This window comes from Patescibacteria group bacterium (assembly GCA_041665365.1).
Lineage (GTDB): Bacteria > Patescibacteriota > Patescibacteriia > UBA9570 > UBA9570 > UBA9570.
This window is the reverse complement of record JBAYIY010000014.1, coordinates 1-17,443: the sequence shown is the minus strand read 5'-3', so window position 1 is coordinate 17,443 and position 17,443 is coordinate 1. Positions and strand designations below refer to the sequence as shown.

Below are 17,443 nucleotides of genomic sequence, written 5' to 3'. Positions count from 1 at the left end.
TTGATTATGTTTTATTTGATAGCAAAATTCGCTTTCACAAAATACATCTGATCAAGCACGGTGTTTGTTTGCGGTAATATTTTAGCCACTATCACATTATTACCAAAAAAACCTTTAGTGATATCACCTGGTTGCATCACCTCGGCTTGAGCGGCTCCAAGATAAATAGATTGATACGTGACTCCATCAATCACCACGTTCGAAAAACTATTCTTGCCAGATAATATACCCACAAACTCTTGTGGAATTATTTTGGCTGTTACCGGATAAAACAACTTTAATTGATCACCCATCTGCGCTGTGATTAACTCAACACCAGGCGTTTGATCATAAACAGTTTGATTGACAATAGTGTACCCGGCAAGCGTCGTCGACTCCGTGACGGCTTGATCTAATACTAACAGTAGTTTTAGCTCGCCTTGAGTATTAGCTACTTTTATTTTTCCGTTAAGAATTAATTGATTAACTACACCATTATCTTGTGTCGATGCATCAACTTCCATACCGCTACTGAGTTTGGCAAATTCTATAAACACTCCAGTAAAGAGAATAACTAAAATCACCGGGGCAATCAGGGAAATATAATTCTTTTTCTTTGGTCTAAAACCACGCAGTAGTAACGCGTTACTGACAACAGAGATTGAACTAAATGCCATCGCTAAACCGGCCAACTCAGGTTTTAGTACCAACCCAAAGGCTACAAACGCCCGCGCCGCAATTGGAATGCCGATGACATTATAGAACATGGCGAAAAACAAATTTTGTTTTATTTTTCCCATGGTTTCTTTAGCCAATTGAAAGGCCGTTACTACATCATTTAAATCGCTTTTCATGAGAATAATGCCACCGGTTTCCATGGCCACATCGGTACCGGAACCCATGGCAATACCCAGATTCGCCTGCGCTAGCGCCGGGGCATCGTTGATACCGTCCCCCACCATCGCAACTCGTTTGCCGGCTTGTTGTAATTTTTTTATTTCTTGGGCTTTGTGTTCTGGTAACACTTCGGCTAACACATTGGTAATGCCAACCTGCTGCGCAATCGCCTGAGCCGTGCGTTGATTATCACCAGTGAGCAAATAAGTATCTATCCCCATCTGCTGCAACCGAGCAATGGCCTCGCGCGAAGTGTCTTTGACAGTATCCGCTACTGCCACGATACCAATTAAGTCTTGCGTGGTGGCTAACAGCATCGCCGTTTTACCCTGTTCTTCTAAACGGATCAACTTACGTTGCACTTTATCGATCGATAATTGTAATCGTTCAGTGACCAATTTACGATTGCCAAAAAAATACTGTACACCGGCAATTGTCCCTGTAACGCCATGACCAGGAATGGCTTGAAATTGTTCGACCTGTCGCAATGTCACCGCTTCCTCCTGCGCATAACTATAAATCGCCTCAGCTAAGGGATGTTCGGATAATTTTTCCAAACTCGCCGTGATAGCTAGAATTTCATTTTCATCAGTCAAACCTGAGCTGATTATTTCTGTCACTTGTGGTTTACCCTTAGTAATCGTGCCAGTTTTATCAAACACAACTGTGGTAATTGAACAAGCCGCTTCGAGTGGTTCCCCACCTTTAATGAGAATACCATACTCAGCGCCTTTACCGGTTCCTACCATCAAGGCTGTTGGTGTAGCTAAACCCAAGGCACACGGGCAAGCAATTACGATTACAGCTGTAAAGGCCATTAACGCAAACGTCAGCTCGGCACTCAATAAAAAGTACCACACCAAAAAAGTGATGAGCGCAATTCCAATTACAATCGGAACAAAACGCGCGGAAATACGATCGGCAAAATTTTGAATCGGGGCTTTCGACCCTTGCGCTTCTTCAATTAAACGAATGATTTGCGCGAGAGCAGTTTCGCTGCCGACCTTAGTCACCTCACATTCAAAACTGCCGGTTTTGTTGATTGTCCCACCAATTACAGTATCACCCACCTGCTTCTCGACGGGCAAACTTTCCCCGGTAATCATCGATTCATCCACCGCCGATGAACCACTGACAAGCTTGGCATCAACCGGCACTTTTTCACCGGGTCGAATAATCACTCGCTCACCCTGCATCACCTCAGCGATGGGAACATCCTGTGTCATACCAGACCGAATCACTCGAGCTGTGGTCGCTTGCAGACCCATCAATTTACGAATGGCATCTGATGTTTTACCTTTGGTGCGTGTTTCTAACCATTTCCCCAAAATCACAAACGTGATTAAAAAGGCAGCGGTTTCAAAATACAGTTCGGGAATTTTTACCCCATTAAGACCGATCAGCGACTGATTATTAATAGCATAGACAACATAGTTTACTAAACTGTAAAAAAAGGCCGTTGAGGTACCAATCGCAATCAAACTATCCATGTTAAACGTTTTCATGCGCAACGAGGCCCAGGCGCCTTTATAGAAACCAGCTCCAATAATGAATTGAACCGGCGTTGTCAGCAACAATGAAACTAGACCAACATAGGGCAGTAATTGAGTGGCTCCGGGTATCCAACCAAAGAAATCAAACAACATAAAGTACACCATCGGTAAACTCAAGATCAAGCTGACCATAAATCTTTTCCAATAGTTCTGGATCTCGTGTTGCCGTTTACGAGAATCAAATTCTGTATCCTTCGTATCCACTTCTTGGGCTTTATAACCAGCTTTCGCGACGGCGGCAATCAGTTGTTGCTTCGAGGCACTGGTTTCATCATAAGTCACTAAGGCTTTTTCGGCAGCGAAGTTAACACTGGCTTGTTGTACACCGGGTACTTTCTTTAAAGACCGCTCAATAATATTGGCACACGAGGCACAGTGCATGCCAGTTAACGACAAATTGATGCGCTGATTCTTATTGCTACCAACTACTGTAGGTTTTGGTGTAGTTTCTAGAGCAGTTGGAGTAGGTACTATTGTAATTATAGTTTCTACTTTAACTTGAAACGGCTCACGCGTGGACTGATGCTCACCTACCACAGTTGATTCATAACCGGCTTTGGTTATTGCCTCCTGCACAGCGGCCATATTTGTTTTGGTATCATCAAGCAGAGCTGTGAAGACGCCAGTGACATGATCAACTGTCACATCGTTCAGACCAGGCAGTTCTTCACATTCGGCCTTAATAATTTTTTCACAAGATTGACAAGTCATCCCTTTGACTTGCAACGTTATTGTCATATTCATAGGTTTAATTTAATTAACAGGTTTTACATCAGTCACTGAATAAGCATTAGTTACTACATACGTTTTACTTTGTTGAATAACTTGTTTAACGCGCTCAACCTCGGTTGGATCAAGTTCAATGGTTAATTCACTGGATTGATGGTTAATTGATTTGGGTGTAAAGCCGGATTCAGCTAAATCCATGGTGATTAATTTTTCGCAAGCATGACAAGTCATACCGGTAATAGAAAACTTATATAAGTGTTTCATAGAAAAACAATTTTCAATAATTAAGAGATTAATGTGTTTAAGACACTACTGTGAAGCTACCACGCGCCATCCCCATTGGGCAAGAGAACCCAATTTTTCCAGTTGTGGTTGGGGTGAAGGTTATAACATTATCAGTGCCGGCTGATAATTGTTTGGTGATGTTCAAACTTGGAATCATAATGGTTTGTGCACAACCGGAGGCATTGGATCCATCAATGTGCCACTCGACCGGCACACCTTGTTTAAGAGTGATACTAGCTGGTGCATATGAGATACCATCGACGGCCATATTCACCACTTGTTTACCACCGACTATATTTACATCAGCCGTACTGGCGCTGGCCGTGGTATTAGAACTAAAGCTAAACCAATCCGGTATTTGAATATCGGCTAGAGCCAAACCATTGTTGAAGTTATACAAGCCTAATATTAACACCATGGCACCGGAAAATTTTAGGAAGTAACGGGCAAACGTTCCCTTGGCAAAACTGGCCACCATACCAACACCTATCAAAGCTGGCATTGTCCCCAGCGCAAACACCAACATAGTAATGCCTCCTTGCCAGAAACTACCGGTCGTTAAAGCATAGAGCTGCATCGATTGCGTAAAACCACAGGGTAGAAAAAATGTCAGTGCGCCTAACGCCAACGGCATCCAGGACTTATCGCTATTGGTTAGATTATACATTTTTTCACTGAACCATTTAGGCATGGTTGGAATGAATTTTTTACCCTCAAACAATTTCAGTATATCAATTCCCAGTAAGATCATCACAATTGAAATACCCATCATAAGCCAACCGGAAAACTGTGGTGATGGTGTAATGGCTTTACCAATCAGCCCCACTACACCTCCTAATATAAAGTAAGACAACAATCGACCTAGATTAAACAATAAATGTGGTTGTAATTTTTGCCATTTAGTAGCCGCTTGGTGGGTGTCATTAAATTTAGCCGATACACTTAAAATGATACCACTCATTAACGCCGAACAGGTCGACATAGCGGCCACTAACCCGATTACGAAGATGGTGCCTAAATTTATTGAAGCATCAACTGTAGTTGAAATGGAAAAGACACCAAGAAATTGTAGTATTTTATACACTACAAATAATATCAAAAGTGCCACACCAAATTCTCGCCAATGATGTTGCTGAGATTGTTTTACTTGAACTGATTTGTCTGACCACAAACTATAGCCATGTTTTTCCAGTAAGGCTTTAAGCTCTGATTTATATAATGGAATTGTCGCATCGTGTTCAATCTCACACCAACCATTGGCATGATTTACTTTAACACGTTTAACACCGTTTAGCTTCTTAAATTCTCGTTCAATGATTATCTCACAACTGGTACAGGTAGTGCCTCGCACCCGAATGCGATCAGTGGTTAATAATGGTTCGGTCATAAATAAATAATATTCTTAGAATGCTAAAATGTATCCAGCCAAAACTGCCCTGATACACTCAATCTAAGAAGACAATTTGGGCACAAAAATCCCCGGTCACGATATTTTTCCACCGCTGTTGTTTAAAATACCAATTTAATTTACGCAACCCTGGATTAACTACCACTGCATCTAAACGATGATACTGTATTACCAGGTTGTATACAACAAGCGCAACAAAACCAGACAGAAAAGAAAAATACATTAATTGCACCAAGTCATTGATATCAATTTGTCCAGCTATGAAACAATAAGCCGCACAATCTGGCGAAGATTCCATCACCATGTTACCCATCATTTGATGGTATGTAACCCAACTAAACAACACTAACAACAGTGTGATTGATACCTGGATAGCACGTTGGGAGATGTGTTGGTATGTCATATCTACTATGACTGGTAGTATACCAATAATTAAATTTTTGTCCAGTTTTACAATTTCCGTCTGCGTAACAACACGGCATTAAAGGCCACAATCACTGTCGAAACACTCATAAACACCGCCGCTATGGCAGGTTGTAAGATTATACCTTGGGCGGCTAACACACCAGCGGCGAGTGGAATGGCAATCACATTATAGCCAGTCGCCCAGAATAGATTTTGGATCATCTTGTGATAGGTGAGATTGGAGAGATGGATAATCTTAGGAATATCACGCGGATCATTTTTTACCAGAATAATCCCGGCCGACTCAATGGCTACATTAGTGCCGGCACCGATGGCAATACCCAAGTCAGCCTGTGTCAGCGCCGGGGCATCATTCACGCCGTCCCCCACCATGGCTACTTTTCGACCCGAACTTTGTAATAGTTTCACCTTCTCGGCTTTCTGATCCGGCATGACTCTCGAAAAATACTCATCAATATTTAATTCACTGGCTACCCAGGCCGCCACATCTTCAGAATCACCGGTGATCATGGCAGTTTTTATCCCCAGTTTTTTTAATGTCTTTATAGCCTGTCTGGATTCTTCCCGAATAACATCGGCTAAAGCAATACTACCTAACATCTTTCCAGCCTCGATCACTTGGACAATAGTATGCCCCGAAACTTGACTAGTTACTTCTGCACTAAAATTTCCCACTTGCACGACTTTACCCGCAACTGTTCCGATCACACCTTTACCGGGTACACGCGAAAAATCTTGCACAGTTAGTAAGGTTAAGTTTTTTTCGCTGGCAGCAGTAACAATAGCTTTAGCCAAGGGATGCTCCGACTGTGCATTCACCGAGGCGGCTAACTGTAATACCTGATCGTCTACTGTACCCACGACACCAAACTCACCCTTGGTTAAGGTACCAGTTTTATCAAATAAAATCGTATCAATTTTTCTGGCGGCTTCCAACGCGCGGCGTTCTTTTACTAATAAACCATTGCGTGCCGCTAAGGTGGTAGATATAGCCGCAACGAGCGGTACAGCCAAACCCAGTGCATGTGGGCAAGCAATTACTAAAACTGCCACCAATCGTTCGGTGGCCGTTACGACGCCAGCTCCCACGAGTAACCAAGTAATAAATGTAATACTACCAGTTACTAGAGCAATAATCGTTAAATAAAACGCGGCTTGGTCGGACAACATTTGTAAGCGTGATTTAGAAGCCTGCGCGTTGGCCACTAAGTGCATCACACCGGCCAAAAATGTTTGCTCACCAATTTTTTCAATCACTACTTTTAAACTGCCATCACCATTGATTGACCCAGCAATCACCAGTGCACCAACCGTTTTTTCGACTGGACGGGATTCACCGGTAATCACCGATTCATTTATTTCGGATGTTCCATCAATAATCTTCCCATCAGCCGGAACGTTTCCGCCTGGTTTCACCAACACAATATCCCCCACTATTAATTCGTGTAACGGTATGATTACAGTTTTATCACCACGTATCACTTCAGCCTGATCGGGTAATAGTTTCGCTAATTCATGTAAGGCTCCTTGTGCACCTTGGACTGATTTCATTTCTATCCAATGGCCCAACAACATGATGGCGATCAAGGATGATAATTCAAATAATAAATCATGCTTACCACCCGATAATATCGACCAAACACTATAAAAATAGGCTGCCGAGATGGCCAAAGAGATTAACGTCATCATGCCGGGTAATTTATCACGCAACTCACGATACGCGCTGGCCAGAAAAACCCAGCCACAATAAAAAAAGATAAAACTACCTAAGACTAAAAATACATAGCGGTATCCAAAAAAAACCGGCGCTTGAATATGAAAAATCATCACAGCCATTTCCGAATAAAAAAATATCGGTATGGTGATAACCAGTGTGATCCAAAATTTTTTTAGAAAGTCGGCCGTATGATGACCAGTGTGTTTGTTGTGTTCGGTATGGTGATGTTCCATCATTATAGTATAACGGTTTTATCACGATTACACTACACATAATACCTATTGTGTCATGGAAGAACCAACATAAAATCAATGGTAGAGACGCGATTAATCGCGTCTCTACCATTGATTTTATTTACTTTGTTTGTGTTTACCCCCGTGCGGCTCTTAAGGCATTGATAATTACAATCACATCAATACATTCTTGCCATAAAGACCCAATCAATGGCGGAATCCAACCAAACGCCGCGGCGATCATACTTAACACACTTAAACCAATCCCCACCCAAATACTTTGTAAGGCGATCTTAATCGTTCGTTTGGCAATGTTAAAAACGCGCAGCACGAGCGTAAAATCTCCACCCAGTAGCACCACATCAGCGGCATCCGACGCAGCGGTGTGTTCTTCATTGGCGAACACGATACCAACGTCAGCCGCCGCTAGGGCCGGAGCATCATTAATACCATCACCGACCATGGCGGTGACTTTGCCGGATTTTTGTAACTCGCGTAGACGAGCCAATTTATCTTCAGGTGAACAATTACCTTGGACAGAAATATTTATCCCCATGGATTTTACTAGTGCATCGGCCACCGTTTGTTTATCGCCAGTTAACATGTACATTTCAAAACCGGATTGCTCTAATAAATCCAAATGCTGTTTAGAATCTAATTTTACTTGATCTTCAAAGTGTAATAAAGCAATTAGTTTACCCTCACCGGTAACTTCAATGGTGAGTTGTTCAGTATTTTTATATTTCGCTAAAGTATAACGCTGTCCATCAATCATTCCGGAAATACCGATACCCACCACTTCTTCAACTTTCTCTACTTTGGGTATGGAAATATTTTTATCTTTAGTGTGTTGCACAATGGCCTTGGCAAAAGGGTGCAAAGAATTATGCTCAATGGCTGTGGCAATACCTAATATTTTTTCCTCACTGTAGACAGTATCTTTTACTTCCACTTGATTTATCACCGGATGACCTAATGTAATAGTACCAGTTTTATCAAAAATCAAAGCTTGCGTGCGTGATAAGACCTCGATGCTGGCTAAATTCTTCATGATGATTTTTTGCCGAGCGGCCGCACTCATCCCACCAATCAGAGCAATGGGTGTAGCCAAAATCAAGGGGCAAGGTGTCGCCACAACTAAAACTGCCAAAATAATTTCCACATCACGCGTGAAAAAATAGGCTGTCCCTGCAATGATGGCGGTGAGTAAAGTAAAAATGGTGCTATAACGATCGGCTAAGCGCACCAAGGGTGCTTGAGACGACTCGGCTTCTTGGACGAGTTTAATAATCTTACGGTAGGTAGATTGATCGTCAGCGGTAGTTACATTAATAACCATGACATCACCAGCATTAATGGTACCACTGCGCACGACATCACCTTTGAGTTTATCCATATAATATGGCTCGCCCGTTAATGATGATTCATCAGCATAGCCACTAGCACTTTCTAAAGTGCCATCGAGCGGTATAACTTCACCGCGCCGGATTAAAATGCGTTGACCAATTTTAACTTCTTCAATGGTAGTTTTAACATGCGTGTCACTATCATCTAATAATGTCACATCTTTTGGAATACGATCAATTAACGACGTTAAGGATTTCTTCGCATGCAACATGGCATATTTCTCTAACGCTTCACCAGTGGTTAGCATTAATACGATCATGCCACCAACTAAATAATCTTGGGTGATAAAAGATACAATTACGGCACACAAGGCGATATAATCCAAACCAAACTTGTGTTTTAAAAGAGCCTTAATTGTCTCCAATAAAAACTTCCAGAAACCTATCACAATGGTGATAATCATAACGACACTAGCCACTAATTCTTGATGGACGACATATTGAATTATTAATGAAACAACAATGCCACTGGCCACAAAAATAGGCATTTTAATTACGGCCTGTAAAGCGGTATTTTTCATATTGCGATTATAGCACATCTTTTTATTATGTGATAAGATAAAAACATATTTAATTATTAGGAGGATGATATGAAAAAATACAAATTCATCGTTGGCTGTTTGGGAGCTTGGCTGTTAGCCATGATGCCATTAGCCAGTCAGGCTTTTACTGTCACCAGTACCGTGACATCAAGTGATGCCACCGATGTGGTGACGGATTTAAGTGCTATGGTTCCTTCAGAAGGACCAGAAGGCATTTTACAAGAAGTAACGGCTTTTTCGTACACGGCTGATAGTGGTAGTGCCACGTATACCGCTAATTTTACCGTCACGGACGATGCCGATGAACTGACGGTCGCACCGTTTGTCATGGGCGCCGGTGCCAATATATCCAATTTAACTTTGGATTCTTCCAGTGAGCCGTATCAATATTCTGTGACCTTCACAACGGGTGATTTTTATATCCCAGACATGGGCAAGGCCCAACAATTTGTCTTTGTCTTTGTCGGAACAGCCGCTAATCCATCATTAGATAATCCAGAACCAGGCAATGGCCCACCAGATGCTATGAGTGGCGGATATATTGCTACTACCGTACAAGATTTTCAAATCATACCACCAACTGGCCCAGACGATGCCCAATTTGGTGTGGCGGTAAATGGCCCAGCTGGTACCACTGGATTCTTTAATATGAAATTCCCAGCCAGTATGTTGGCTTTAATGAGTACTATGTCCGGCAAAACGATCAATGCTTCGAACCTAGCCGTGTTTGTGGATGACGACCAAGCGTCTGTCAGTGTCACGGAAACTGACGATGGCGGTGCATTAATGGCCATTGCAGTAACATTTAGTACTGATAGTACCGAAACAACCAGTTCCCTGGCCTCGGCCTCGTCAACTATCAGTAAGGAAATTGTGGCTAAAGAAAAATTAAGTTTAAGCTCAGCTTTTGCTGTAGCCTCTGTGCAACGCAGTGAGCAAGCTAAACTTTACGGTTGGAAAAAATCAGACAAAGCTAATAAAACTGTAAAAATTTATCGAAAAAAGTCGACCGCCAGTAAATTTACCCTGGTTGGCACAGTAACAACCGATTCTGATGGTTATTACGAATATAAATTCAAAGCCAAGAAAATTGGCTTAACAGCTGGCACTTATAAGTTTAAAGCCGTCAGCGGTGGCGTTACTAGCCCAAAGCAAACCCTCGTTATTACTAACTAACACTGTTTGTAATATAAGTTAAAATAACCCCGGTATTTTCCGGGGTTATTTGTTTAACCAATTTTAAAGATGAATCTACTTATTACACCGCTACATCCCGCTTTGTAAACCAAATTGTGGCACTTATCGTACAAACGATACTGATACCAATAAACACCCAATAAGTTTCCGCGTTAATAATATGTTGAATTAGGGCATCGCCCGCATTAAAATAGTAAAAGAAAGACAGGTATTTTAAATTGACCAGATTTTCACTTAAAACAGCCACGATTTTTAAAAAGTACATCACTACTAATGTGCCACCTAATATCATATAAACCTTTCCTCGTTCAGAAAATAATACTGTTAATAACATGCCAAAACTATAAACTGCCCACCCAAATAGCCCACCTAATAGAGCCATATAATAAAAAGATTCAGCGGCAAAGTCTATATGATACAAATAAGCCATTGGAATTGTTGATAAAATAGAAAATAATAAAAATAACAATAAAGCCACTATACCAGCGACATATTTTGCAAAAAATATTTTCCACCTGGCAACCGGTAAAGCCAAAACTAACTCAATCGTACCATCTTCAATTTCTTTGGTAATAGCTGCTCCGGCTAACGAAGCTAAGAATGGAATTAATACAATTGGCCAAATAATACCATAATGTTCAGCCGCTAAATAACTAGCAAATCCGGTAAACGAACCTTCAAAGCCAAAGGCTTCTAGTAAAGAGTGTGGAAATGTTTCTAAAATTTGATTATATGACGAACTGATTTTATCGATGGTTGGAAACAACGCCGTATACATCCAGACCATAATAAACTCACCACCCCAGTAAGCTAACAAAGTATATTTTTTATCCCACAATGTGCGCCAAAATATTGTTACCATACAATAGTTATTTTTTATAATAGTTTAAAAATACATCTTCTAAGCTGGCATGATTCAAATCAAAGTCGGTAATAGTGTAACGGCCAATAGTTTTAAAAAAATCTTTCAGCTCCCCCGTAATGGTAAAGCTATAACCAGCATTTTTTTCGGCGACAAACTTTACATTTTTTATAGACAACTCCGGTAAGGTTACTTTCTCTGCAAATGTGACATGCCCAATGTGTATATTTCTACCTTTTAAATCTGTGATATTTTCAACTACCACAAGTTTACCAGATCTAATAATGGCGGTGCGCGTACAAATTTTTTCTACTTCCGCCATGTTATGGGAAGAAAAAAATACCGTGCCACCTTGTTGCTGAAATTCTTGCAAAATAAGATAGACCTCGTTTTGCAAAATTGGATCAAGCCCACGGGTGGGTTCATCTAAAATCAGCAATTTAGGTTTACCTAATAGCGCTAAAATAAAATTTAGTTTCTGTTTATTGCCAGTCGAAAGGTTTTTGACGCGCCTGGTTGGATCGTAGTTTAATCTTTTTATTAATGGTTGCAGCAGTGGTGATGCTCCTTTAAAAGCTTGCACGTACTTAATATGTTCTAACCCTGTCCATTTATTATATAAATGTGTATCAGATGATAAATAACCAATGTCATTTTTTAGTGATACAGACTCTAGTTGGGCATCCTTACCAAAAAGAGTGATTTTACCGGCACTCGGCCTAATAAAATCCATGAGACAACGTATTGTGGTGGTTTTACCGGCTCCGTTTGGACCTAAAAATCCAAAGATATCACCCTCTTGAACTGTGAAGGAGACTCCGGCAACGGCTTTTACAGAACCAAAATGTTTGATTAAATTATCCAATTTGATCGCCTCCATATCAGCTATATATTATCACACTGTAATACTATATAATAGAGTTTATGCGCTTACCAAATAGAAAACCAGGCAAATACACTTTCCTGGCAGTAGACACTACTATGACGCCGGAAAAACTGGCCGCTCTCAAGGAAAAATTAGACCGTCTCAAGAAAGTTACTCGACCACAGGCCATGAAAGACACGCGGCAGTATGGCGAGAATGGTGATTTTTCGGAAAATGCCGAGTATCAAATAGCCAAGGGCAGATTGCGTGGATTAAACCGACAAATTGATGAATTGGAGTATCAAATTAATCATGCTGTGATTATTGCCACACCTAAAGATGCCGACACTGTTCAGATTGGTCATCAGGTGACATTGCAAACCCACACCGGAGCGGTTACCTACCAAATTCTTGGTTCTAGTGAATCTAACCCCACAGCCGGTATCATTTCCTATCAATCCCCTTTGGGAGCCGCCTTAATTGGACACAAAACTGGTGAAATAGTTAAAATCAATAATAAAGAATATACTATTAGTCTAATAAAATAAACAAATAAAAACTTTCTATGTTCAAAAATCCCATTGTAAAAAAAATTGCATTTGCTCTGGTTGTTACCGTGGTGGGTTATTTTTTATTAATTGGTACTTTCTTGCTTGATTTTGCCTTCCAAAGTATCGTCAGTTTCGTGTTGAGATTATTTATACCAGCCGATCGCCTTTACACACCATGGTTTCCACCAACCATGCATGTCACCTATGCACTTTTGATTGGTATAATCTCATGGTTTATCTTAACATCTAAAGCTAATCTATTGGTAAAAGCCACCTGGTTGATGGTGCCGCTGGCCGTGCTCTTGGCTACGGTTGGAATGTTTTTGAATCAGTGGCCTGGTTTAGTCTATTTCATGGGTAGTTTGATCACGTTTGGCACAATTTACTTCATATATAGGCGGAAACTGTCTTGGTTATACTACTATGCAGTGTTGTTGGTAGCCGGTGGTTTATTGGTATTGATGTTGACGGGAACGGATATTTAGAACCAGGCCATTGACAGCTAACTAAAACTCTGACATACTTCCCGAGCAATAGAGTTGTCTTTAGGAAAAAACTAACTTAGACTTTAACATCTAGAGCAGCTAATTAACTAACCGAACCATCATATGCAAGGAACAATCAAAACCCTTACAGACAGAGGCTTTGGTTTCATCACCGTTGAAGGTCAAGAAAAAGAAATTTTCTTCCATTCTTCCTCATTGGTTGATGTCACTTTCGATGACCTTCGCCAAGGTGATACTGTATCTTTCGATACTGAATCATCCGACAAAGGCCCTCGCGCGGTCAACGTGAAACGCGTCTAATAACGTAAGTTATTTAAAAAAACGGCTCACCAGAGCCGTTTTTTTGTTATTAACAATATTCGATGAAAAAAAAGGGGGGGGTGGGGCGGCAGGAATTTCTTCCCACACGCCCCGGATGTTGCACCATTTTCGGCGAACGGAGAAACTCCGGAAGGTTGAGACTACGTTTTGGGCGGGCTAGATCTACCGCGGCGCTACTTGCGTAGCTTGGCAGATCAAAACCGGCTGTACTTTGGTGTCTCGAACACCTTATGGGGAGCCTCTCGCGTTTCACCTTGACGGTGCGACGCGCTGGACATTACTGCCCGGCATTTATACTTCACTCAAAACCTGCGATGTTCTGACTTGGCAGCTTGTTGGCTGCCAATCCTCCTGTATTGTAGGTTGTCTCTTTCGAACGAGAACGAACTTACCGAGCCCAGAACTCGGGGTTCTTCCATATTTGCCTCGTGAACGGTTTCGGGCAGAACACACCTCTCGATGTGCGAACCCATCGTGGATCCGCACGGGCGGAGTTTATATAATCATCAAAAATTCGTCAAGGTTAAACGTGGTATTTGGTATATTTTACCACTATTGCTATACTACAAAGCAATATAATTAATAAAACAAAATTTTTGTATGGAGGTATACAAGATCACATGGCAAAAGATAGTAGTGCCTGTTTTAGGCGTATTATTAACAGTGTCTTTATTCACCGCGGTTGAAGGGTTTGATGATGGCAATTTTGATAGCAGCACAGATGCCCCTGTGGCCGATAATACAGCCACGGCTGAAGTAGACCAACTTGGGCCGTTTGGTGGTAATTTACTGGATGTCGCCATTGATAGTACGAATGATATTGTCTATACCATAGCCAAGGACTCACCGAATGGTTTTTACCGGTCGACAGATGGCGGCACTAATTGGACAGGCTTAAGCGGGATGGATGTAGGTGGTGGTATTGCCGTAGAGGTGGATCAAACAACGGGTAATGTTTACGCTAACTTTGCTCAGGGTATCTACCTCAGTACCGATCATGGTGTCACCTTAACAAGAATTTCAACTGATTCCGGTACTGGTATATTATTTGCCAATGGTGTTTTGTTGTCAGCCGCACAAACCGCCGGAGCCATCTTAGTAAGTGCCGATAGTGGTGTCACCTTCAGCACGGCTACCGTCACGGCGGCGACCGATCAAACCATTTGGGATATTGATTATTCCGCCGCTGATGATAGTTACTATGTTCTGACTTTGGATGCCAGCGATCAAGTGCACTTATATCATTCAACCACAGCCGGTGCTACCTGGGCGGAAGTAACCGCTCCGGCTTTTAGCTCTAGTGCCAGCGAAGCGCGCTTTGCGGTAAACCCATTGGATGCCAATAATTTATTTATCACCGGTGGTAATAACAACAACGCCTACTATACCACCACTGGGGTATCAGGTTGGACTGATTCCGGTGTAGCTTCAAGCGGCGTAACGATTGATCAAACTGGACGCATTTGGGTGGCAGAACAACATTCTGATGATGGTGGTGTGACGTGGGAAAATTATGATGATAACAACACTACTTCAGCCATTGGTGGCCGCAATGTCACCGTTGACCCAAGCGATGCTAATGTTGTGTATGCCGATGCCATGCCGGGTTTAGCTAAAAGCAATGATGGTGGTGCTACTTGGACAGATATAAATGATGGTTTATCTGGTGTCACGATTACAGATCTAAGCCAGGCTACCGATAAAGATAATGTTTGGGCCGCCGCTTATAATGGCATTGCCAAAACCAGTAATTTTACGAGTGGTAATCCCACCTGGGAGTTTCCCGTGCTCGAAGAACCCGGTGAAGGTATTTGGGTTGACCCAAACAACTCGGATGTGGCAGTGGCCGGCTTGATTGGCAGTCTGAAACGCACCAATGATGGTGGCGTGACCTGGTCTGATAATTTAGTTGGTAGTTTAATTGGTGCCACCAGCCAAGTGGATGACATTATAGCTGATGTTAATGATGCGGATATATTGTATGCCGGCATATCAAACGGTGATCCAAACCAGCCAAAGGTTGGCCAAGTGATTGTATCGCATGATCAAGGCCTCACTTGGGAAGACATGAATCTGTTAGATGATGGTTCGGCTCAGACGATTGCTCAAGCCAGCAATGGTGATTTGTATGTTGGTATTGGTACAGAAAGTGAGTTATCCGGTGTCAATGGTATATATAAATACAGTAACGGTAGTTGGACTGACTTAGCCACTTCCCCCGATGAAGACATTGTTAAAGTCATCGTTGACCCGAGTGATGATAATATTGTTTACGCCATAGCCAGTGTGTTCTACAACAATGGTACCGGCACTAACTTTGGCTTCTATAAATCAACCGATGCCGGAGCCACTTGGACAAAAATTACCGACGGGCTTGATCATCTCCGATCTTTTAACAGTCTGACGGCCCAGGCTTCGACCACGCCAACCACATTATATTTGGGGGCGGAAAATTATTATGGCCAGGGCGTGCTGTTAAAATCATCTGATGGTGGTACCACTTGGGGAATATTATATACCGGTTTACAAGATGAAACCTTCTATACACTGATGTTTGACGGTGTCACACTAGGGTCGAGTAGAGGTTTGTTTGTGGTCAATTCTAGAGCTGCTTTAACTTTAGCCGCCAAGAAAAGAGTGACGGTTGGTTCGAAAGCGACGATCAATATCACCTTAAAAGATGCCGCCACTAATAGTAAATTGAAGCATAAAAAGGTGAAGATTTTACGCAAAACCAAGACTGGTTATAAACTAGTTGAGACAGCCCGTACAAATAATAAAGGTAAGATTGCCTATCAAGTTACACTAAATTCAGCTAAGAAATACTATTTCAAAGCCAAGTGGACGCCAACTGGCAGCACTGCTGATGAGTACGTTAAAGTAACCTCAAGCGCGTTAAAAATAACCGGGATCAACTAGCTACATCTAAACTTATATTGTCTCAAGGTGAAAAGTCCGATTATACGCTTGACCCCACACAATATAGCGGCGAATGATCTCTTTGCTTCCTTGATACTTAAAAATGATCCGGGCTTTTCTGAATTCGTGACCTTGTAAGTCTGCGGCTTTAAAAATGCCGTTATCGTTCGTTTTACCGCGCCATAATTCATCTCCGTTATAACGTTGCACAATAACATTAGCCTGCTTTAATTTATTATAATGTTGATCAAATACCCGCCCAGTCAGTGAACTGTAGCTTTTTTCCCAAACGACAACGTCGTCAATTTCGGCCGTGGTTAAATTCGTTCCATCATTATTAACTGAAAACACAATATCAACGCTTTGTCCGGCATAAGCGCTTAAATCCAGGATGGTACCACAAGTTGTAACATTATTCGCCGGATAGATGGTATCTGTGATATAACTTTGACCAGTTGTTGTATTATTTACCGTATAGGTGAAATAATCATCCGCCAGGCTATCGGTTGTAATAAAATCACAAGTAAAATCGAAGGTGATTTTTCCAGACGCGGCCGAAAGATCCACTGTCTGTTTGGCTTCCTCAAACGTATTAAGTTTGCCTAAGGCCAAACGGTGCGTTAAATAATCTTCATTATAAACAATATTTTCTTCTGCCGAACAATTTGTGCAAGACCAGGCATCCAAATTTGCCTCAAAATCCCCATTGCTCACAACATCCCGGCTATACGCCGCATTGGCCACTCCTGACCAGCCTAAAAAAATCGCCATCACACTGCCTAAAAATATTTTCCGCATAAAGTTTGGTTGTTTAAATAATAAATACTTTATTCTATGCTCTAAGCCTAGCAAAAATATGCTATCTGTACCAGATTGCAAGTTTATAACGAATCTTGTAAAAAAACCGCCATTAATAGTAACTTCCCGCCAGACAGGTTGATGTCTAAAGTGCGTCTAATATTACTTCTCAGTATAACAATTAAAATAAGATCAACCACAATTAATAATCCGTAGATTATTTTTATGAACATATTATTATTGTAGGCT

Annotated in this window: 14 protein-coding genes; 5 read left to right on the top strand and 9 right to left on the bottom strand. The window is 41.6% G+C overall.

The features are described from left to right. Nucleotides 1-11: 11 nt before the first annotated feature. The 6 genes from WCV88_05825 to WCV88_05800 form a co-directional block, all read right to left on the bottom strand. Entirely contained in the window at nt 12-3,173 is a 3,162-nt protein-coding gene (locus WCV88_05825) for a heavy metal translocating P-type ATPase (GenBank protein ID MFA6475681.1), read from the bottom strand. A gap of 9 nt (nt 3,174-3,182) precedes the next feature. After that, nucleotides 3,183-3,422 (bottom strand): cation transporter, encoded by a 240-nt coding sequence (locus WCV88_05820; protein MFA6475680.1) that lies wholly within the window; start codon nt 3,420-3,422, stop codon nt 3,183-3,185. Nucleotides 3,423-3,459: 37 nt separating this feature from the next. After that, nucleotides 3,460-4,830 carry a sulfite exporter TauE/SafE family protein gene (locus tag WCV88_05815; GenBank protein MFA6475679.1) on the bottom strand — a complete coding sequence of 457 codons (1,371 nt, stop codon included), beginning with the start codon at nt 4,828-4,830 and terminating at the stop codon, nt 3,460-3,462. A gap of 58 nt (nt 4,831-4,888) precedes the next feature. Continuing rightward, nucleotides 4,889-5,254 carry a hypothetical protein gene (locus tag WCV88_05810; protein ID MFA6475678.1) on the bottom strand — a complete coding sequence of 122 codons (366 nt, stop codon included), beginning with the start codon at nt 5,252-5,254 and terminating at the stop codon, nt 4,889-4,891. A 47-nt stretch (nt 5,255-5,301) separates the two neighbouring features. After that, nucleotides 5,302-7,230: a copper-translocating P-type ATPase gene (locus WCV88_05805; protein ID MFA6475677.1), complete on the bottom strand. Its 1,929-nt coding sequence runs from the start codon at nt 7,228-7,230 to the stop codon at nt 5,302-5,304. Between the two features lie 133 nt (nt 7,231-7,363). Then, nucleotides 7,364-9,154: a heavy metal translocating P-type ATPase gene (locus WCV88_05800; protein MFA6475676.1), complete on the bottom strand. Its 1,791-nt coding sequence runs from the start codon at nt 9,152-9,154 to the stop codon at nt 7,364-7,366. Between the two features lie 69 nt (nt 9,155-9,223). Between WCV88_05800 and WCV88_05795 the strand changes: the two genes are divergently transcribed. Continuing rightward, nucleotides 9,224-10,351 carry a hypothetical protein gene (locus WCV88_05795; GenBank protein ID MFA6475675.1) on the top strand — a complete coding sequence of 376 codons (1,128 nt, stop codon included), beginning with the start codon at nt 9,224-9,226 and terminating at the stop codon, nt 10,349-10,351. Nucleotides 10,352-10,433: 82 nt separating this feature from the next. Here WCV88_05795 and WCV88_05790 read toward each other — a convergent pair whose 3' ends face one another. Together WCV88_05790 and WCV88_05785 are read right to left on the bottom strand one after the other, a co-directional pair. Then, entirely contained in the window at nt 10,434-11,234 is an 801-nt protein-coding gene (locus WCV88_05790; protein ID MFA6475674.1) for an ABC transporter permease subunit, read from the bottom strand. A 7-nt stretch (nt 11,235-11,241) separates the two neighbouring features. Next, a complete protein-coding gene (locus WCV88_05785) occupies nt 11,242-12,114 on the bottom strand; it encodes an ABC transporter ATP-binding protein (protein ID MFA6475673.1) in 873 nt (290 codons plus the stop codon). Between the two features lie 44 nt (nt 12,115-12,158). On the opposite strand from WCV88_05785, the gene WCV88_05780 reads away from it, so the two are divergent. The 4 genes from WCV88_05780 (at nt 12,159) to WCV88_05765 (ending at nt 16,396) form a co-directional block, all read left to right on the top strand. Then, nucleotides 12,159-12,647 carry a GreA/GreB family elongation factor gene (locus tag WCV88_05780; GenBank protein ID MFA6475672.1) on the top strand — a complete coding sequence of 163 codons (489 nt, stop codon included), beginning with the start codon at nt 12,159-12,161 and terminating at the stop codon, nt 12,645-12,647. 17 nt (nt 12,648-12,664) lie between these two features. Continuing rightward, complete coding sequence (locus WCV88_05775) at nt 12,665-13,135, top strand: hypothetical protein (GenBank protein ID MFA6475671.1); 471 nt, start codon at nt 12,665-12,667, stop codon at nt 13,133-13,135. A gap of 123 nt (nt 13,136-13,258) precedes the next feature. After that, a complete protein-coding gene (locus WCV88_05770) occupies nt 13,259-13,456 on the top strand; it encodes a cold shock domain-containing protein (GenBank protein ID MFA6475670.1) in 198 nt (65 codons plus the stop codon). Between the two features lie 621 nt (nt 13,457-14,077). Then, on the top strand, nt 14,078-16,396 hold the full coding sequence (locus WCV88_05765) for a sialidase family protein (GenBank protein MFA6475669.1): 2,319 nt from the start codon (nt 14,078-14,080) through the stop codon (nt 16,394-16,396). Between the two features lie 12 nt (nt 16,397-16,408). On the opposite strand, the gene WCV88_05760 is transcribed toward WCV88_05765, so the two are convergent. Beyond that, nucleotides 16,409-17,194 (bottom strand): hypothetical protein, encoded by a 786-nt coding sequence (locus WCV88_05760; protein MFA6475668.1) that lies wholly within the window; start codon nt 17,192-17,194, stop codon nt 16,409-16,411. Between the last annotated feature and the right edge of the window lie 249 nt (nt 17,195-17,443).